Genomic DNA, 14,263 nt, shown 5'->3' on the forward strand with positions numbered 1-14,263 from the left:
GCACCGGTTGCATGGGTGAGTTGCATGGCTGCCTTGCCGCGCGCGGGGCAATCTGCGACGACTGCGCCCGTGGGGACGCCGTTTTCAGATCGTTTGACGATGGTGTTGAAAGCGCTGTCGATCGGCCGCGCGCCGCTCGCGGCTGCGGTCGGCGTCGACAAATCGCTGATCAGCCGGTGGTGTTCGGGACAGGTGATGCCGTCCGAACATAATCGCGCGCGGCTGACCCAGTTCATCGCCAGCCATCACGCCGGGTTCAGCCTGCTCGACTGGGATCTGTCGGTGGACGATCTGGCGGCGAAGCTCGGTGTCGCTGCGCCTGCCCCGGCTAAGCCCCCGCCTGGTCTCGCCGACTGGGTGCCCCCGGCGATGCTGGTCGAAGCCGCTGCCAACATACAATTGCACGGCGCCAGCTATGAAGGATTCTGGCGCACCACCCGGCCGTCCTCCGAAGCACCGGGCCAGTTCATCCACGACCAAGTACTACTACGCCGAACCGCCGACGGGATGCTCGGCTTGCGTCTCGGCATCATGGACATCTTCTATGTCGGCTGGTCGATCCCGATCGGTACCAAATTATTCTCGATCGCCACCGACGCGACCACCGGCACGTTCATGTTCAGCATCTTCAACGGCATCACCCGCCAGCGCGCCGAAGTGGTCGATGGCCTCATCCTCACCGTCATGCGCGACGCGGGCGGCACGCCCATCGCCAGCAAATGCCTGTTGGAGCGCACTGGCGAGATCAGCGACGATGCGGTCGCGGACGAGGCACGATTGCGCGAACTGGCGCAGAGCTATCCGCTGACTCCCGCCGCCGATATTCCCGAGCATATCCGCGATCATTTGTGGAGCGACAATGGCCCGACCGCTCAAGCGGCGGGCGGAGACACGATCATGATGATGGCGCTCGCCCGGTCCATGTCGCGCGGCGCGTCTTACGAAGATCGCAAGACCGCTCCGGCAATCTAGCGTTCGAACCGCGCTTTCAAGTCGAGCATCGCCAAGGCCGCGCGGGCGGCATCGCCGCCCTTATCGCCCTGCTTCGGATCGGCGCGGTAAATCGCCTGCGCCTCGTTCTCGGTGGTCAGCATGCCGTTGCCGATCGGCACGCCGTCCATGGTCAGCGCCATCAACCCGCGCGCGCTCTCGCCGGCGACGATCTCGAAATGATACGTCTCGCCGCGAATGACGACACCGAGCGCGACGAACCCGTCATAACGCCCGCTCTCCACTGCCAGTGCCACCGCGCCGGGCACTTCGAGCGCGCCGGGCACGGTCACCGTTTCATGGTCATGCCCCGCCGCCTCGATCGCCGCGCGCGCCCCCGCGAGCAGCATGTCGTTGAGGTGCGCGTAAAATCGCGCTTCCACGATGAGGATTTTGGCCATTATTCGCCGCCAGTGCCGGGGATCGCGCGTTCGTCGACAATCGACAGGCCGTAACCTTCGAGCCCGGCAAACGCATGGTGCGTGTTGGTCAGCAGGATCATGTCCTGCACCCCCAGCTCGGTGAGGATCTGCGCGCCGACACCATAATCGCGCAGTTCCTCGACCTCGCGGTCACCCGCGCTCTTGCCCTGCCCGCGCAGATCAATGAAGCGCGAAATCATATTGGGCATCTGACGGTTGATCAGCACGATGACGCCGGCGCCTTCATCGGCGATGGCGGCCATCGAGCGGCTGAGCAGGCCCGAGCGTTCGTTGACCTCCCCCAGCACGTCGACGAACAGACTCATGGTGTGCATCCGGACCAGCGTTGGCTTGTCCGGATCGATGCGGCCCTTGACCAAGGCGACCGTCTCATCGCCCGTCGCCTTGTTGTGGAACGTCACGGCTTTCCACTCGCCACCGTGGCGGCTGACGAAATCCAGCTCGGCGCGCTTCTGGACCAGATGGTCGTGGCGGCGGCGATAGGCGATCAGGTCGCGGATCGTGCCGATCTTGAGGTTATGGAACTGCGCGAAGGTGACGAGGTCATCCATCCGCGACATCGTGCCGTCCTCGTTCATGATTTCGCAGATCACGCCCGAAGGGTTGAGGCCGGCGAGTCGCGCGACATCCACCGCCGCTTCGGTATGGCCGGTGCGGATCAGCACGCCCCCGTCGCGCGCGACCAGCGGAAAGACGTGACCCGGCGTGACGATATCGTTTCGGTCCTTGGTCCCGTCGATCGCCACCGCGACGGTGCGCGCGCGGTCCGCCGCCGAAATGCCGGTGGTGACCCCTTCGCGCGCCTCGATCGACGTCGTGAACGCGGTTTCGTGACGCGTGCCATTGGCGCGGCTCATCAGATCGAGCCCGAGTTCGTCGACGCGGCGCTTGGTCAGCGCGAGACAGATCAGTCCGCGGCCATATTTGGCCATGAAATTGATTGCGTCGGGCGTCGCCATCTGCGCGGGGATGACCAGGTCGCCCTCATTCTCGCGGTCCTCGTCATCGACGAGGATGAACATGCGGCCGTTCTTCGCCTCGTCGATGATTTCTTCGGGAGACGACAGGAATGCGTGGCGAATACGGCTAATTTGCTGCGGAACGGGCACGATAGGCCTCCATGCGCGAGAGATAACGGGCGAGAACGTCGATCTCGAGATTGACGGTTGCACCCTGGGTCAGGCCGCCGAGCGTCGTCACGGCGGCGGTGTGCGGAATGATGTTGAGCGCAAAGTCGGTGCTCCCGTCGGGCTGGTCGCCGACTTCGTTGACCGTCAGCGAAACACCGTCGACGGTGATCGAGCCCTTGGCGGCGAGATAGGGCGCGATGGCAGCGGGCGCGGAAATCCCGACCCGCGTCGAATCGCCTTCAGGGCACAGTCCCTTCACCGTGCCGATCCCATCGACATGGCCGGTAACGATATGGCCGCCAAGTTCATCGCCCAGTTTCAGCGCGCGTTCGAGATTGAGCATGGTCCCTTCGGTCCAGCGATGCGCTGTCTTGCTGACGGTTTCGGCGGAGACATCGACCGCGAACCAGTCCGCACCCTTATCGACCACGGTCAGGCACACGCCCGAGCACGAAATGGACGCACCGAGGGCGGCATCGCCAACCCCCTCAGCCGCGATTACGACGCGCAGGTCGCCGCGCTGCTCGACCGAGCGGATCGTGCCGATGGCGGTGACTATGCCGGTAAACATGCGGTTCGCTCGTAGACCTGGAGTCGGTCCACGCCAAGCATTCGGGATTCCGTAAGGTCCCAGCGGCCATGCGCGAGGCTGAGCTCGGTCAGACCAAGATCGTCCAACGCCGGTTTTCCGCCGATCAGGATGGGGGCGGTATAAAGCACCAGGCGATCGACCAGGTCGGCCTTGAGGAACGACGCGGCAGTTTGCGCCCCGCCTTCGACGAGGATGTGGTTAGCGGGAAGTGTTGCGATTTTGTCCAGAGTGTTGATCAACACCCACTCGTCATTCCCGCGAAGGCGGGAATCCATCTGCTCATCTTCGCGCAAGTGGGTAAGTGCGGGAGATGGACCCCCGCCTTCGCGAGGGTGACGAGATTGGGTGGAGAGCAGAACCCGCAGCGGTGACCGCTCCTCCAACCCCGCCAATCGCACATCGAGCTTCGGAGCATCCGCCTCAAACGTCCCCCGACCGACCAAAATCGCGTCATGCCGCGCGCGCTCCACATGCACATGCGCCCGCGCCGCTTCACCCGTTATCCAGCGACTCTCGCCATTGGCCAGTGCGATGCAGCCATCGAGCGACACCGCGAGCTTGAGCGTGACGTGCGGGCGGCCAAAATGCTGCCGCGTGAGAAATCCTGCCATCGCGCGGCGGGCATCGTCGGCGCAGACGTCTTCGATGACGACCACCCCCGCCGACCGCAGCGCGTGAAAACCGCGTCCGCAGGTGCGCGGGTCGGGATCGCCGAGCGCCGCCACGACGCGCTTGATTCCCGCTTCCGCCAGCGACGGCGCGCAGGCGGGGCCGCGCGGAGAAGGATGCGCGCAGGGTTCGAGTGTCACAAATGCAGTGGCGCCGCGCGCCGCGTCGCCCGCCTCCAGCAATGCCATCCCTTCGGCATGCGGTCGTCCGCCCGGCTGAGTCCAGCCGCGCCCGACGACGCGGTCGTCCTTGACGATCACGCAGCCGACATTGGGATTGGGAAACGTCCGCCCGCGCCCGCGTTCGCTCAGCGCCAGCGCCGCGCCCATCCAGCGCGGGGCATTACTTTTTATAGTCGATTCCCATCATGTCGGCGACGCGTTGAAACTGTTTTTGACGCTCGAGCTGCAGGCGTTTCAGCTCCACGGCATCGGCCCGCTCTTTCGGCGCGTCCTTTTTGAGGCGCGCTTCGACATCGGCGCGGGTGCGATCCGCCCGCCACTGTTCGACATATTGAATTTCGGGCGGCTTGTAGGCCTGCTTGGCGTTGAACTGGAAAATGAACATCCACAGGATCACGCTGGTGAACGTTACCGCGAGCGCGAGCAGCCCCCATTGATGGCGGCGACGTTCGCGCAGGATCGACCACAGATCGGCCAGGGCGGCGAGCGGACTGGAAGGACGGGGCATGATCGCCATGCCTGATGATGTAGGCGTGAGGATGCCGCCCCGCCAGTCCATCGGTTGCTCCTGTCAGTTAATCGTGAAGCGCACGGTGAGCGTGTACCAGCTGTCGACCGGCGATCCGTCCTCGCTCGCCGGCTTGAATCGCCAGTGGCGCAGGCCCCAGGTCTTCGCCGCGGTGAAAAAGCCGGGATCGTCGGCGCGCACCAGCACGATGTCGCGCGGGCGGCCGTCGGGACCGACCAGGACGCGCACCGTGACGCTGCCCTGTATCTCGCCACGCTGCAGCGCGGGCGGGTACGGCGGCTGGAGTTCCCCGGGCGAGGTCGCCATCGCCACGCCGCGTTTGACGACCTGACGGATCGGCGGTTGCGGGGGATCGGGGATGATCGTCGTGCCGGTTTCGCCGCCACCTGTGTTGAACACGAGTGGGCGGGGGTCTGGATCGGTCGGCCTCCATTGCTCGACGGGTCCAGCAACCGGTACCGCGGTTTTGGGATGATCGATATGCGGTTTGGTTTGCGGCTTGGGGTCTTCGACCGACGGCGGCGGCAACGGTTGGGGGCCGATCGGATAGGACGGGATGGATCCGATAATGATCCTGGTGATGTTCGGATTCCAAGCGGCGATCGCAACCACCGCTGCCAAATTCAATCCGATTGTCAGTCCCAATGCGCCGGGATTGGCGGCGCGCTTTTCGGCATAAGCCATGGCACCTCTCCTTGTTGCGACGATCTAGACGCCGCCGCTTTCTGTAACGTGACAACATATCATACTATGTCAACCCACGCATGAATCGACATGAATCTCTTTCGCAGTTGACCCGGACGCGATGCCGCGGTGAGAGAGGGGGATGACCGACAGCATCGACAGCAAGCTTGCCGCGCGTGGCATCACGCTCCCCACACCCGCCGCGCCCGTCGCCGCCTACACACCGGTCGTAATTGCCGGCGGGATGGCATATCTTTCGGGGCAATTGCCCTTCGCCAAAGGCGGCGAGGTGATGACCGGGCGGCTGGGCGAGACCGCCGATGTCGAAACCGGGCGCAGGGCCGCCGAAGCGTGCGGCGTGATGGTGCTGGCGCAGTTGAAGGCGGCGTTGGGGTCGCTGGATCGCGTCGAACGCATCGTCCGCTTGGGCGTGTTCGTCGCCTCGACGGACGATTTTACGCAGCAACCCAAGGTGGCCGACGGCGCATCGCAACTGATGCTCGAAATCTTCGGCGATGCGGGACGCCATGCGCGCTCGGCAGTGGGCGTGCCCGTGCTGCCGCTCGGCGCGATGGTCGAAATCGACGCGGTCGTGGCGATTCGTGACTGATACCCCCGACCGGGGGAATTTTACCGCGACAATCGGCAGCAGCGTCGCGGCGATCGATGCGGCGGTTTGGGACGCGGCGGCCGGTAACGGCAATCCGTTCGTCAGCCACGCGTTCCTGACCGCGCTCGAACAATCGGGCAGCGTCGGCGGCAATTCGGGCTGGCAGCCCGTGCCGCTGGGCGTCGGTGACGGTTTTGCGCCCGCCTATCTGAAGACCCACAGCCAGGGCGAATATATCTTCGACCATAGTTGGGCCGACGCATGGGAGCGCGCGGGCGGTGATTATTATCCCAAATTGCTGATCGCTGCACCGTTTACGCCCGTGCCGGGGCCTCGATTGCTGACGCACAACGAGGCGACCGCACGCGCCTTGATTACGACGGCAGAGGCGGTGGTCGACCGTAACGGCCTCAGTTCAGCGCACGCCAATTTCGTCGAGCCGGCGCAACTCGACCTGTTTCGCGCGGCGGGCTGGTTGATTCGCGAGGGGCAGCAATTCCACTGGGCCAATCGCGGCTATGCCGATTTCGACGCGTTCCTCGACGATCTGTCCTCGCGCAAGCGCAAGGCAATCCGCAAGGAGCGACGCGAGGCACAGGCGGCGGTCGAGATTGTCGCCCTGACCGGCGACGCCATCGATGAAGCCGCGTGGGACGCCTTCTGGAAATTCTATCAGGACACCGGCGCGCGCAAATGGGGCCAGCCCTATCTCACGCGGCAATTCTTCACGCTGATCGGTCTGACGATGGCCGACAAGCTGTTGCTGGTGATGGCGCGGCGCGATGGAAAGTGGATTGCGGGGGCGCTGAATTTCATTGGCGGGGACACAGTGTACGGCCGCTATTGGGGGTGCACCGAGGACGTCCCCTATCTGCATTTCGAGCTGTGTTATTATCAGGCGATCGAGGCGGCGATCGGCCTCGGGCTAGCGCGCGTCGAGGCGGGGGCGCAGGGCGAGCATAAATTGGCGCGGGGTTATTTGCCGGTGCCGACCTGGTCGGCGCATTATATCGCCGATCCGGGGTTTCGCGCCGCCGTCGCCGATTTCGTGAAGCGCGAGGCGCGCGCGGTCGAGCACGGCATCGAGGCGCTGACCGAAATGGGCCCGTTTAAAAGGGGTTAGGCGGCCTGTCGCACGGTCATGGCGAGGCGCGCGCGGGCGCGGCGCTGCGCCTCGACGATTTCGCGCGCGGACATTTCGTCGGCGATTTCGGTGCGCGCTTCGGCGGCACGATCGTCTCCCCAGACGGCGGCGAGATTGAACCATTGATGCGCCTCGATCAGGTCGATTTCGACCCCGTCGGTGCCGATCGACCAGGCGACGCCCAAATCATACGCCGCATTGGCATCGCCCCTGGCCGCATCGCGCAACCGGCGCTCGATCACAAAATTGACTTCGGACATGGCCGCAACCCCTTGTTTACCGTGTCAGTTTGGGCAGCGACTTTGCAACAAAGGGTTAACGCGAAGCCCGAATGGTTACCGGAATATTATCGATCAATCGCGTCGTGCCGATCCGGGCGGCGGCGAGCAGGCGCGCCGGGAGTTCCTCCGTCGGCTGAAGCGCCGCATCGGCCAGTTCGACATAATCGATTTCGAACCCCGCCGCGGCAATCGCTTGGCGCGCCGCAGCCAGCGCCAGCGACACCGGCTCACCCCGACCGATCGCCGCCACTGCTGCGTTCAGCGCGCGAGGCAATTCGGTTGCGGCGGTGCGCTCACCGGCGGATAAATAGGCATTGCGCGACGACAGCGCCAAGCCATCGGCTTCACGCACCGTCGGCACCCCGCGCACGTCCACCGCCATGTCGAGGTCCAGTGCCATGCGGCGAATGATCGCCAATTGCTGCCAATCCTTTTCGCCGAACAGCGCGATGTCGGGCCGAACCTGCCCGAACAATTTGGCGACCACCGTTGCGACACCATCGAAATGGCCGGGCCGGTGTGCGCCGTCAAAGGCGGCGTCGATCTTTGCCACGCTGACGGTCGTCAGGAATCCCGCCGGATACATGACCTCGACCGGAGGCAGCCACAGCAAGTCGCAACCATGTTCGACCAGCAAAGCCGCATCCGCCGCTTCCTGCCGCGGATAGCGCGCCAGATCCTCGTTCGGGCCGAATTGCAGCGGATTGACGAAGATCGAGGCGATGACATGGTCTGCAACCTCGCGCGCCGCCGTGACCAGCGCCATGTGCCCGGCATGCAGCGCGCCCATCGTCGGCACGAAGGCGACGCGTCCCGTCATCGCGGCGCGCGCGGCGCGAAGTTCGGGAAGCGTACGGACGGTTTGCATGGGGCGCGTTTGCATGGGTTATGGGCCTCGCTTATGGCCAGCCGCTCCTAACCGCCCGTCAAAAGGTTCGCCACCGTCCATGCCCCGCGCTCATGCCATCGTCTTCGCCAATGAAAAGGGCGGCACGGGCAAATCGACCACGGCCGTCCATGTCGCGGTCGCACTGACGGCACAGGGCGCGCGCGTCGCGGCATTGGACCTCGATCACCGCCAGCAGACGATGACGCGCTATCTCGACAATCGCGCGGCAACCGCGCGGCGGCGTGAGCAAATCCTGCCGACGCCCGCTTATCGCGCGCTGACCGATCAAAGCGAGGTGGCGCTGGCCGATGCGGTCGCGGAAATGACCGCCGATGCGGACTTCCTGATCATCGACACGCCCGGCCGCGACGATCCCGTGGGCCGCGCGGCGATTTCGCTGGCCGATACGCTGGTCACCCCGATCAACGACAGTTTCGTCGATCTCGATTTGATCGGTCAGGTCGATGCCGAGACGTTCAAGGTCAAGCGCCCCAGTTTTTACGCCGAACTGATCTGGGATCTGCGAAAGGTCCGCGCCAAGACCGATGGCGGCACGGTCGATTGGGTCGTGCTGCGCAACCGGCTCCAGCATCTCGAAGCGCGCAACATGGTCCGCGTCGGCAAGGCGTTGGCCGAACTGTCGAAGCGCGTCGGATTTCGCGTCATCCCCGGCCTGGGCGAGCGCGTGATCTATCGCGAGCTGTTTCCCAAGGGGCTGACGTTGCTCGACACCGGCGCGATCGACAATGTCGGGATGAGCCACATCGCCGCGCGCCAGGAATTGCGCGAAATGGTCGGCGGGCTCGATCTGCCGCCAGCGTCGTCATCGGGGCAGCGGGACGCGGCGTGATGAAGTTCGTCCTGTTCATCGCGCTGATCTGGGCCGGCTGGCTGGTGTTCAAACGCGCCGCCAATCCGATGCCGCGCGACGAAGCGGCACGATTGCTGGGCATCGCCGCCGATGCGGATGGCCCGACCGTGATCGACGCGCACCGCCGCCTGATCGCGCGGGTTCATCCCGATGTCGGCGGCAATGACGAACTCGCCGCACGGATCAATCGCGCACGTGACGTGTTGCTGAAAAATTAAAGAGCGAACACAAGCTCAGTTCCGTCTTCTTTTTCCATCAGTAATTTCAATTTGCCTCCTTTGGCGGACGCCAGTCGGCTCAGATCGGATAGTGCATTATCGTCTCGACGTTCGATCTTTGATATGTTCGACTGCGTAACACCAAGGATTTGCGCAGTTTCAACCTGCGACAAACCCAAAGCCTTGCGCATGTCGCGCATGAGGGCGATTTGAGGACGCAGAATTGCCATCTGCTCCTCAACGTATCGTTCGTCCTCACTTGTGAGATCGGCATCCCACGTTACCAATTCACTGCCCTTGAATTTCACCATAATTAATGACCTAGAATTGCCAAGGATTCCGGTCGTACAAAACAAAGACGGCAGGCTCGCGAGTTTCTAGCCAAAGGGTGGTCCAAGCACCTCTAAATTTGACCAAAATTTCTCGAACATATTCCTGACCATCTTCCAAATGTATTTCGGTCGATGTGCAATAGCCTAAGACATTTGCAGCATCGATACCAAACTCCTCGAATGACTTCTGAAGGATTTTAACCTCGCGTCTTACCGAGGAAGAGGAATCTCTTAGCGCTTTTTGAAAACGCAGATCAATATAGACCTGATTGTCTCCCATTTTTTATACTCCCTACGGTGGCCTCGATTGCCCGTTTTGTCGGATCAGTGAGGTCGTCGGCAACGCCCAATTCGGCTTGCTGAATTTTGAAAACGTGCATTTGGCAACTCCCTTTAAAAAGCTAATGCGGAAATGGAATCCGCTCCAACGTGTTTGCAATATTCCTTGCAGGAATACAACCCTTTGGAATAGTTTTTTCTTTGGCAAATTTTTGACGAGGGCAAGACGGCTTATGACCCACAGTTTCAACCCCACCGCGCTGCGTGAATATGACATCCGCGGGATTTACGGCAAAACGCTGGGTGAGGCCGACGCTTATGCCATCGGACGGGGATTCGGGACGCGCGTGCGGCGCGTCGGCGGGACGCGTGTCGCGGTGGGTTATGACGGGCGATTGTCCTCGCCCAGCCTCGAGCGTGAACTGATCCGCGGGCTGACCGAAACGGGGATCGATGTCGTCCGCGTCGGACTCGGCCCCACGCCGATGCTCTATTATGCCGAAGTCACGCTGGAGGTGGATGGGGGCATCCAGATCACCGGGAGCCATAACCCGGGCGACTATAACGGCTTCAAGATGGTACTGCAGCACGCGCCGTTCTTTGGCGACGACATCAAGGATCTGGGCAAGCTGGCCGAAGCCGGCGACTGGGAAGAGGGCGCGGGCACAGTCAGCGATTACGTCATCGAGGATGATTATGTCGCGCGGCTGATGGCCGGATATGCCGGTGGCGCATTTCGCATCGGGTGGGACGCCGGCAATGGCGCGGCGGGCCGCGTGATCGAAAAGCTGGTCGCGATGCTGCCCGGTGAACATCACACGATCTTCACCGAGATTGACGGCAATTTCCCCAATCACCATCCCGACCCGACCGAGGAAAAGAATCTGGCCGACCTGAAAAAGCTGGTCGCCGAGAAAAACCTGGACTTCGGGCTCGCCTTCGATGGCGATGGTGACCGGCTGGGCGCGATCGACGGGCAGGGTCGCGTCGTGTGGGGCGATCAAATCCTGTCGATCCTCGCCGAGCCGATCCTGCGCGAAATGCCCGGCGCGACGATCATCGCCGATGTGAAGGCCAGTCAGGCGCTGTTCGACCGCGTCACCGCGCTGGGTGGCACGCCGTTGATGTGGAAGACCGGCCATTCGCTGATCAAGACCAAGATGAAGGAAACCGATTCGCCGCTGGCGGGCGAAATGTCGGGCCACATCTTTTTCGCACACGATTATTACGGGTTCGACGACGCGCAATATGCCGCAATCCGGCTGATCCAGGCGGTGCGGTTGCTCGGCGGGTCGCTGACCGCATTGAAGGATGCGATGCCGGCGATCGTCAACACGCCGGAAATGCGGTTTCAGGTCGATGAGAGCCGCAAGTTCGCGGTGGTCGACGAAGTGCTCGAACGCCTTGAGGCAGCGGGCGCCGACGTCAACCGCACCGACGGCGCGCGGGTCAACACGCCCGACGGCTGGTGGCTGCTGCGCGCGTCGAACACGCAGGATGTGCTGGTGGCGCGTGCCGAAAGCGGCGATCAGGCGGGGCTCGACCGTCTCGTCGCGCAGATCGACGACCAGCTGGCGGCATCGGGGCTGGAGCGCGGCCCGCAGGCCGGCCACTGATTATTCGGGGAGCGCGCCGAGGTCGATCAGTTCCTGGCGAACGTGGAGCGCGGCGACCGCGATCCGCGTTTCGCGCAGGAACAGGACCATGCCGCTGGCCAGCAGCAGCACCGCGATGACGAACATCACCGCGACGTAGCGGGACAGGTCGAAGCGGATCAGTTCCTCGGCGAACATCATGATGATCAACAGGCACACCGTCAGCCCGCAGGCGGTGCACAGATAGATCGCGCGCGCGGCGAGGCTCATGCGCTTTTCGAGCACGCGCAATTCGCCGATGAGGCGCAGCCGCTCGTCACCCGTCGCGTCTGGCACCTGCGGTTCGAGCAAGCGCGCGCGGTCGACCACCCGCGCCAGCCGCCCGGCGATGACGTTCATGAACGCGCCGATCCCCGCCAGAAAGAAAACGGGGGCCGTCGCCTGCTGAATGGTTTCGGGAATGTTGGCGTTGGTGAACAGGCTGACGGGCATCGCTCGAGGCTAGTCCCGCGCCGGGACACGAGCAAGGCGACTAAGCCAATGGCCTAGCCCGTTTGGCCGATGCCGGCATGGTTGCCCCCGCGGTAATGGCGCGGTCGATCACATTGGGGGCTGCATCATGACCAAATACGCCTTGGCGTTCGTTTCACTGCTCGCGCTCGCCGCGCCGGGTTACGCCAACACCGCGACCATATCCTATGTCGAAACCAGCCCGTTCGTCGGCAGCGCCGATCCGGTGGTCGATTTCACCAGCGGGCACGTCGCGTATCAAGACATCGGCGGCGCGCTCAACCGCGCGGTCACCAGCATCGGCACCAACAAGGTCTATTCGCGCGGCAACGGCACGTCGGAACTCAATGCCGGTTCGGCATGGATGGACAGCTACACTGTGGGCGGCACGGGCAACGTCAATGTCCATCTGAGCTTCACGATCGACGGCGGTTCGAATGTCGGCGCCAATTTGGGCGGTGACGGCAATCTGTTCGACTGGACCTATCGCGTCGTCGCGCTGAAGGGCGGCAACTGGAATCTGGGCGGACAAGGCGTGACCGCGACCGCGCCCGGCACCAACGGTTTGCCGATCCGGTCGAGCGGTGACAATTACGAAAGCATGCTGCTGACGCGAACGGCACCCGCCGACGCGACGGTCACCAACACTTATCAGCCGCGGTTTGGCGGCACGTCGGTGTGGAACGTGCGCAATTTCGGCGGCGATCCGGGCCAGTTCGCGTCGGGTGTCGCGCGCAACGGCAACAACGTGACGGTCTATACGATCAATCCGAGCGGCGTTCCGTTGCGGCAGGTGTTCCAGCCGACGCGGTTGATGACTTACAATTACAACACCGGCGTCCTGATGAGCACGGTGCAGTATAGCGCCGTGCCGTCGCTGGTTGCGACGTACAACAATCTGATCGCGACCTATCCGATCTTTGCGCAGACCGGATTGTGTACGCCCGACGACGAGACCGGCTATTGCCCGACGCAGGCGAATTACGCGCCGACGACGCTCAGCCTCGATTTCAGCGTGGCGGCGGGTGAGCAGTTCACCGTGCTGTCGTATCTGTCGCACATCAATCTGCGCGACGGGGAGTTCGATTTCTTCAACACCGCGACGCTGAGCGGGATCACCTTGTCGCCCGGCGCCACGCTGACCAGCAGCAGCGGCGCGCTGCAGCAGATGGCGGGCGGCGGCTACGGCTATGCGCCGCTGACGCTGGGCGTGCCAGAGCCGGCGCAATGGGCGCTGATGATCGGCGGCTTCGGGCTGATCGGTGGCGCGTCGCGCCGCCGTCAGCGGCAGGCCGCCAGCGCCGCGTCGATCGCCGTCGGGGCGCCGCGCAAGTCGTAAATCTCATACCCCGCGCGGGTCCGGACGGTCATCGTCTGGCCCGCGCGCAGGGCGTCGATGGCTTGCGGGTCGATGGTCCGGGCCATGTCGCCCGCTATTGCCAGCTGAACTGACTTCCCCCCGACGGTGAGCATCGCCCGTCCGTCGCGCGGCACATGACCCAGCCGGAAACTCAGCACCGGCGCGCGGCCCGGCGCAACGGCCAGCGCGGCAAACGGTTTTAGAGGCGTCGTCGTCCGTCGCACCGGTTCCGCCACTGCGCGGCAGACCGGTCCGTCGCGGAACGTCGCCCAGCCGCCCTTGACCGCCAGCAAGCTGGCCGCGGCGGCGAGGAGGATCATGCGCCGGTGCCGCGCACGACCACCGTCTCCTGCCCATTTTCGACCATCGCGACCGATCCCTGGGGCAACCGTTCGCCCACCGGCGTGCCGCAATTCGGATGCGCCGCCCCGCCGGTCAGCAGTCCGCGCAGCACCTGGCTGGACACGCCGTGCATGATGATCAGCCGGTCGCGCGGCGCGGAGCGTTCCGCCACCCACGGGCGCAGGCGGTCGGCAACGTCGGCATAACTTTCCCCGCCCGGCGCGACCCGCGTGAACACGCCCAGTGCCGGATCGAAGATGTCACCCGTTTCGGCGATGATGTCGGGATAATAGCGCCCATCCCAGCTGCCCATGCCGATCTCCACCAGCCGCGCATCCGGATGCGCGGCGTGCCAATCGAGATCGAGATGTTCGGCAATGATCGCCAGCGTCTGCAGCGCCCGTCCGGTCGGCGAGGACCATAGCGACAGGCGCGGTTTTTTTCCGAGCTGTGCCGCCAATTGGGCGCCCATCTGCTCGGCCTGGGCGATGCCGGCGCGGGTCAGCGGAGTGTGCAACAGATCGCCCTGAATGCGCCGCGCGCTGTTGAACACGGTCTCGCCGTGACGGGCGATATAGGCTTTGCCGGGTAGCTGAATCATCGGTGAACCATT

At 63.9% G+C, this 14,263-nt stretch carries 19 protein-coding genes and 1 pseudogene; 7 read left to right on the top strand and 13 right to left on the bottom strand.

All coding sequences use genetic code 11. The annotated features are described in order from the left end of the window. The first annotated feature begins 24 nt into the window (after window positions 1-24). Complete coding sequence (locus ACM9ME_RS02310; protein ID WP_415641815.1) at window positions 25-972, top strand: helix-turn-helix domain-containing protein; 948 nt, start codon at window positions 25-27, stop codon at window positions 970-972. Here the strand turns inward: ACM9ME_RS02310 and ribH are convergent. From ribH to ACM9ME_RS02340, 6 genes are read right to left on the bottom strand one after another with little or no spacing between them, the layout of a single operon-like run. Beyond that, on the bottom strand, window positions 969-1,391 hold the full coding sequence (ribH, locus tag ACM9ME_RS02315; protein WP_415641816.1) for a 6,7-dimethyl-8-ribityllumazine synthase: 423 nt from the start codon (window positions 1,389-1,391) through the stop codon (window positions 969-971). The two genes, ACM9ME_RS02310 and ribH, sit on opposite strands and share 4 nt — an antisense overlap. Beyond that, entirely contained in the window at window positions 1,391-2,542 is a 1,152-nt protein-coding gene (gene ribB / locus ACM9ME_RS02320) for a 3,4-dihydroxy-2-butanone-4-phosphate synthase (RefSeq protein WP_415641817.1), read from the bottom strand. The genes ribH and ribB overlap by 1 nt, the downstream gene beginning before the upstream one ends. Continuing rightward, on the bottom strand, window positions 2,520-3,134 hold the full coding sequence (locus tag ACM9ME_RS02325; protein WP_415641818.1) for a riboflavin synthase: 615 nt from the start codon (window positions 3,132-3,134) through the stop codon (window positions 2,520-2,522). The genes ribB and ACM9ME_RS02325 overlap by 23 nt, the downstream gene beginning before the upstream one ends. Next, window positions 3,119-4,153 carry a bifunctional diaminohydroxyphosphoribosylaminopyrimidine deaminase/5-amino-6-(5-phosphoribosylamino)uracil reductase RibD gene (ribD, locus tag ACM9ME_RS02330; RefSeq protein ID WP_415641819.1) on the bottom strand — a complete coding sequence of 345 codons (1,035 nt, stop codon included), beginning with the start codon at window positions 4,151-4,153 and terminating at the stop codon, window positions 3,119-3,121. Before ribD ends, ACM9ME_RS02325 begins: the two co-directional genes overlap by 16 nt. 13 nt (window positions 4,154-4,166) lie before the next feature. Further along, complete coding sequence (locus ACM9ME_RS02335; RefSeq protein WP_415641820.1) at window positions 4,167-4,565, bottom strand: hypothetical protein; 399 nt, start codon at window positions 4,563-4,565, stop codon at window positions 4,167-4,169. 12 nt (window positions 4,566-4,577) lie between these two features. Next, window positions 4,578-5,219 carry an energy transducer TonB gene (locus ACM9ME_RS02340; protein ID WP_415641821.1) on the bottom strand — a complete coding sequence of 214 codons (642 nt, stop codon included), beginning with the start codon at window positions 5,217-5,219 and terminating at the stop codon, window positions 4,578-4,580. A gap of 142 nt (window positions 5,220-5,361) precedes the next feature. On the opposite strand from ACM9ME_RS02340, the gene ACM9ME_RS02345 reads away from it, so the two are divergent. Together ACM9ME_RS02345 and ACM9ME_RS02350 are read left to right on the top strand one after the other, a co-directional pair. Then, a complete protein-coding gene (locus ACM9ME_RS02345; RefSeq protein ID WP_415641822.1) occupies window positions 5,362-5,829 on the top strand; it encodes a RidA family protein in 468 nt (155 codons plus the stop codon). After that, a complete protein-coding gene (locus ACM9ME_RS02350; RefSeq protein ID WP_415641823.1) occupies window positions 5,822-6,952 on the top strand; it encodes a GNAT family N-acetyltransferase in 1,131 nt (376 codons plus the stop codon). The genes ACM9ME_RS02345 and ACM9ME_RS02350 overlap by 8 nt, the downstream gene beginning before the upstream one ends. Here the strand turns inward: ACM9ME_RS02350 and ACM9ME_RS02355 are convergent. Beyond that, window positions 6,949-7,233: a hypothetical protein gene (locus ACM9ME_RS02355; protein ID WP_415641824.1), complete on the bottom strand. Its 285-nt coding sequence runs from the start codon at window positions 7,231-7,233 to the stop codon at window positions 6,949-6,951. The two genes, ACM9ME_RS02350 and ACM9ME_RS02355, sit on opposite strands and share 4 nt — an antisense overlap. A 55-nt stretch (window positions 7,234-7,288) precedes the next feature. After that, window positions 7,289-8,122 carry a pantoate--beta-alanine ligase gene (gene panC / locus ACM9ME_RS02360; RefSeq protein ID WP_415641825.1) on the bottom strand — a complete coding sequence of 278 codons (834 nt, stop codon included), beginning with the start codon at window positions 8,120-8,122 and terminating at the stop codon, window positions 7,289-7,291. A 79-nt stretch (window positions 8,123-8,201) separates the two neighbouring features. Between panC and ACM9ME_RS02365 the strand changes: the two genes are divergently transcribed. Continuing rightward, complete coding sequence (locus ACM9ME_RS02365; RefSeq protein ID WP_415641826.1) at window positions 8,202-8,993, top strand: division plane positioning ATPase MipZ; 792 nt, start codon at window positions 8,202-8,204, stop codon at window positions 8,991-8,993. Continuing rightward, complete coding sequence (locus ACM9ME_RS02370; RefSeq protein ID WP_415642090.1) at window positions 8,993-9,232, top strand: J domain-containing protein; 240 nt, start codon at window positions 8,993-8,995, stop codon at window positions 9,230-9,232. The genes ACM9ME_RS02365 and ACM9ME_RS02370 overlap by 1 nt, the downstream gene beginning before the upstream one ends. On the opposite strand, the gene ACM9ME_RS02375 is transcribed toward ACM9ME_RS02370, so the two are convergent. Together ACM9ME_RS02375 and ACM9ME_RS02380 are read right to left on the bottom strand one after the other, a co-directional pair. Continuing rightward, window positions 9,229-9,543: a helix-turn-helix domain-containing protein gene (locus tag ACM9ME_RS02375; protein ID WP_415641827.1), complete on the bottom strand. Its 315-nt coding sequence runs from the start codon at window positions 9,541-9,543 to the stop codon at window positions 9,229-9,231. The two genes, ACM9ME_RS02370 and ACM9ME_RS02375, sit on opposite strands and share 4 nt — an antisense overlap. Window positions 9,544-9,553: 10 nt before the next feature. After that, window positions 9,554-9,844 carry a hypothetical protein gene (locus ACM9ME_RS02380; RefSeq protein WP_415641828.1) on the bottom strand — a complete coding sequence of 97 codons (291 nt, stop codon included), beginning with the start codon at window positions 9,842-9,844 and terminating at the stop codon, window positions 9,554-9,556. Between the two features lie 232 nt (window positions 9,845-10,076). Between ACM9ME_RS02380 and pgmG the strand changes: the two genes are divergently transcribed. Next, a complete protein-coding gene (gene pgmG / locus ACM9ME_RS02385; RefSeq protein ID WP_415641829.1) occupies window positions 10,077-11,459 on the top strand; it encodes a phosphoglucomutase/phosphomannomutase PgmG in 1,383 nt (460 codons plus the stop codon). On the opposite strand, the gene ACM9ME_RS02390 is transcribed toward pgmG, so the two are convergent. Then, window positions 11,460-11,930 carry a DUF2721 domain-containing protein gene (locus ACM9ME_RS02390; protein ID WP_415641830.1) on the bottom strand — a complete coding sequence of 157 codons (471 nt, stop codon included), beginning with the start codon at window positions 11,928-11,930 and terminating at the stop codon, window positions 11,460-11,462. It lies immediately after the preceding gene. Between the two features lie 1,222 nt (window positions 11,931-13,152). Between ACM9ME_RS02390 and ACM9ME_RS02395 the strand changes: the two are divergent. Beyond that, window positions 13,153-13,287: pseudogene (locus tag ACM9ME_RS02395) on the top strand (PEPxxWA-CTERM sorting domain-containing protein); the annotation flags it as partial. Here the strand turns inward: ACM9ME_RS02395 and ACM9ME_RS02400 are convergent. Both ACM9ME_RS02400 and ACM9ME_RS02405 read right to left on the bottom strand, forming a co-directional pair. After that, window positions 13,230-13,628, bottom strand: coding sequence for a hypothetical protein (locus ACM9ME_RS02400; protein ID WP_415641831.1), 399 nt, complete (start codon window positions 13,626-13,628; stop codon window positions 13,230-13,232). The pseudogene ACM9ME_RS02395 and the gene ACM9ME_RS02400 overlap by 58 nt on opposite strands. Beyond that, a complete protein-coding gene (locus ACM9ME_RS02405) occupies window positions 13,625-14,251 on the bottom strand; it encodes a histidine phosphatase family protein (RefSeq protein WP_415641832.1) in 627 nt (208 codons plus the stop codon). The genes ACM9ME_RS02400 and ACM9ME_RS02405 overlap by 4 nt, the downstream gene beginning before the upstream one ends. Between the last annotated feature and the right edge of the window lie 12 nt (window positions 14,252-14,263).

It is taken from the genome of Sphingomonas antarctica (assembly GCF_965137005.1).
GTDB classification, from domain to species: domain Bacteria; phylum Pseudomonadota; class Alphaproteobacteria; order Sphingomonadales; family Sphingomonadaceae; genus Sphingomonas_O; species Sphingomonas_O antarctica.

Excerpts from the sequence above, each read along its gene's own strand:
- ACM9ME_RS02310 (WP_415641815.1), top strand. The coding sequence starts at position 25 with ATGGCTGCCTTGCCGCGCGCGGGGCAATCTGCGACGACTGCGCCCGTG.
- ribH (WP_415641816.1), bottom strand. The coding sequence starts at position 1,391 with ATGGCCAAAATCCTCATCGTGGAAGCGCGATTTTACGCGCACCTCAAC.
- ACM9ME_RS02325 (WP_415641818.1), bottom strand. The coding sequence starts at position 3,134 with ATGTTTACCGGCATAGTCACCGCCATCGGCACGATCCGCTCGGTCGAG.
- ribD (WP_415641819.1), bottom strand. The coding sequence starts at position 4,153 with ATGGGCGCGGCGCTGGCGCTGAGCGAACGCGGGCGCGGGCGGACGTTT.
- ACM9ME_RS02335 (WP_415641820.1), bottom strand. The coding sequence starts at position 4,565 with ATGGACTGGCGGGGCGGCATCCTCACGCCTACATCATCAGGCATGGCG.
- ACM9ME_RS02340 (WP_415641821.1), bottom strand. The coding sequence starts at position 5,219 with ATGGCTTATGCCGAAAAGCGCGCCGCCAATCCCGGCGCATTGGGACTG.
- ACM9ME_RS02345 (WP_415641822.1), top strand. The coding sequence starts at position 5,362 with ATGACCGACAGCATCGACAGCAAGCTTGCCGCGCGTGGCATCACGCTC.
- ACM9ME_RS02355 (WP_415641824.1), bottom strand. The coding sequence starts at position 7,233 with ATGTCCGAAGTCAATTTTGTGATCGAGCGCCGGTTGCGCGATGCGGCC.
- panC (WP_415641825.1), bottom strand. The coding sequence starts at position 8,122 with ATGCAAACCGTCCGTACGCTTCCCGAACTTCGCGCCGCGCGCGCCGCG.
- ACM9ME_RS02365 (WP_415641826.1), top strand. The coding sequence starts at position 8,202 with ATGCCCCGCGCTCATGCCATCGTCTTCGCCAATGAAAAGGGCGGCACG.
- ACM9ME_RS02370 (WP_415642090.1), top strand. The coding sequence starts at position 8,993 with ATGAAGTTCGTCCTGTTCATCGCGCTGATCTGGGCCGGCTGGCTGGTG.
- ACM9ME_RS02375 (WP_415641827.1), bottom strand. The coding sequence starts at position 9,543 with ATGGTGAAATTCAAGGGCAGTGAATTGGTAACGTGGGATGCCGATCTC.
- ACM9ME_RS02380 (WP_415641828.1), bottom strand. The coding sequence starts at position 9,844 with ATGGGAGACAATCAGGTCTATATTGATCTGCGTTTTCAAAAAGCGCTA.
- pgmG (WP_415641829.1), top strand. The coding sequence starts at position 10,077 with ATGACCCACAGTTTCAACCCCACCGCGCTGCGTGAATATGACATCCGC.
- ACM9ME_RS02390 (WP_415641830.1), bottom strand. The coding sequence starts at position 11,930 with ATGCCCGTCAGCCTGTTCACCAACGCCAACATTCCCGAAACCATTCAG.
- ACM9ME_RS02400 (WP_415641831.1), bottom strand. The coding sequence starts at position 13,628 with ATGATCCTCCTCGCCGCCGCGGCCAGCTTGCTGGCGGTCAAGGGCGGC.
- ACM9ME_RS02405 (WP_415641832.1), bottom strand. The coding sequence starts at position 14,251 with ATGATTCAGCTACCCGGCAAAGCCTATATCGCCCGTCACGGCGAGACC.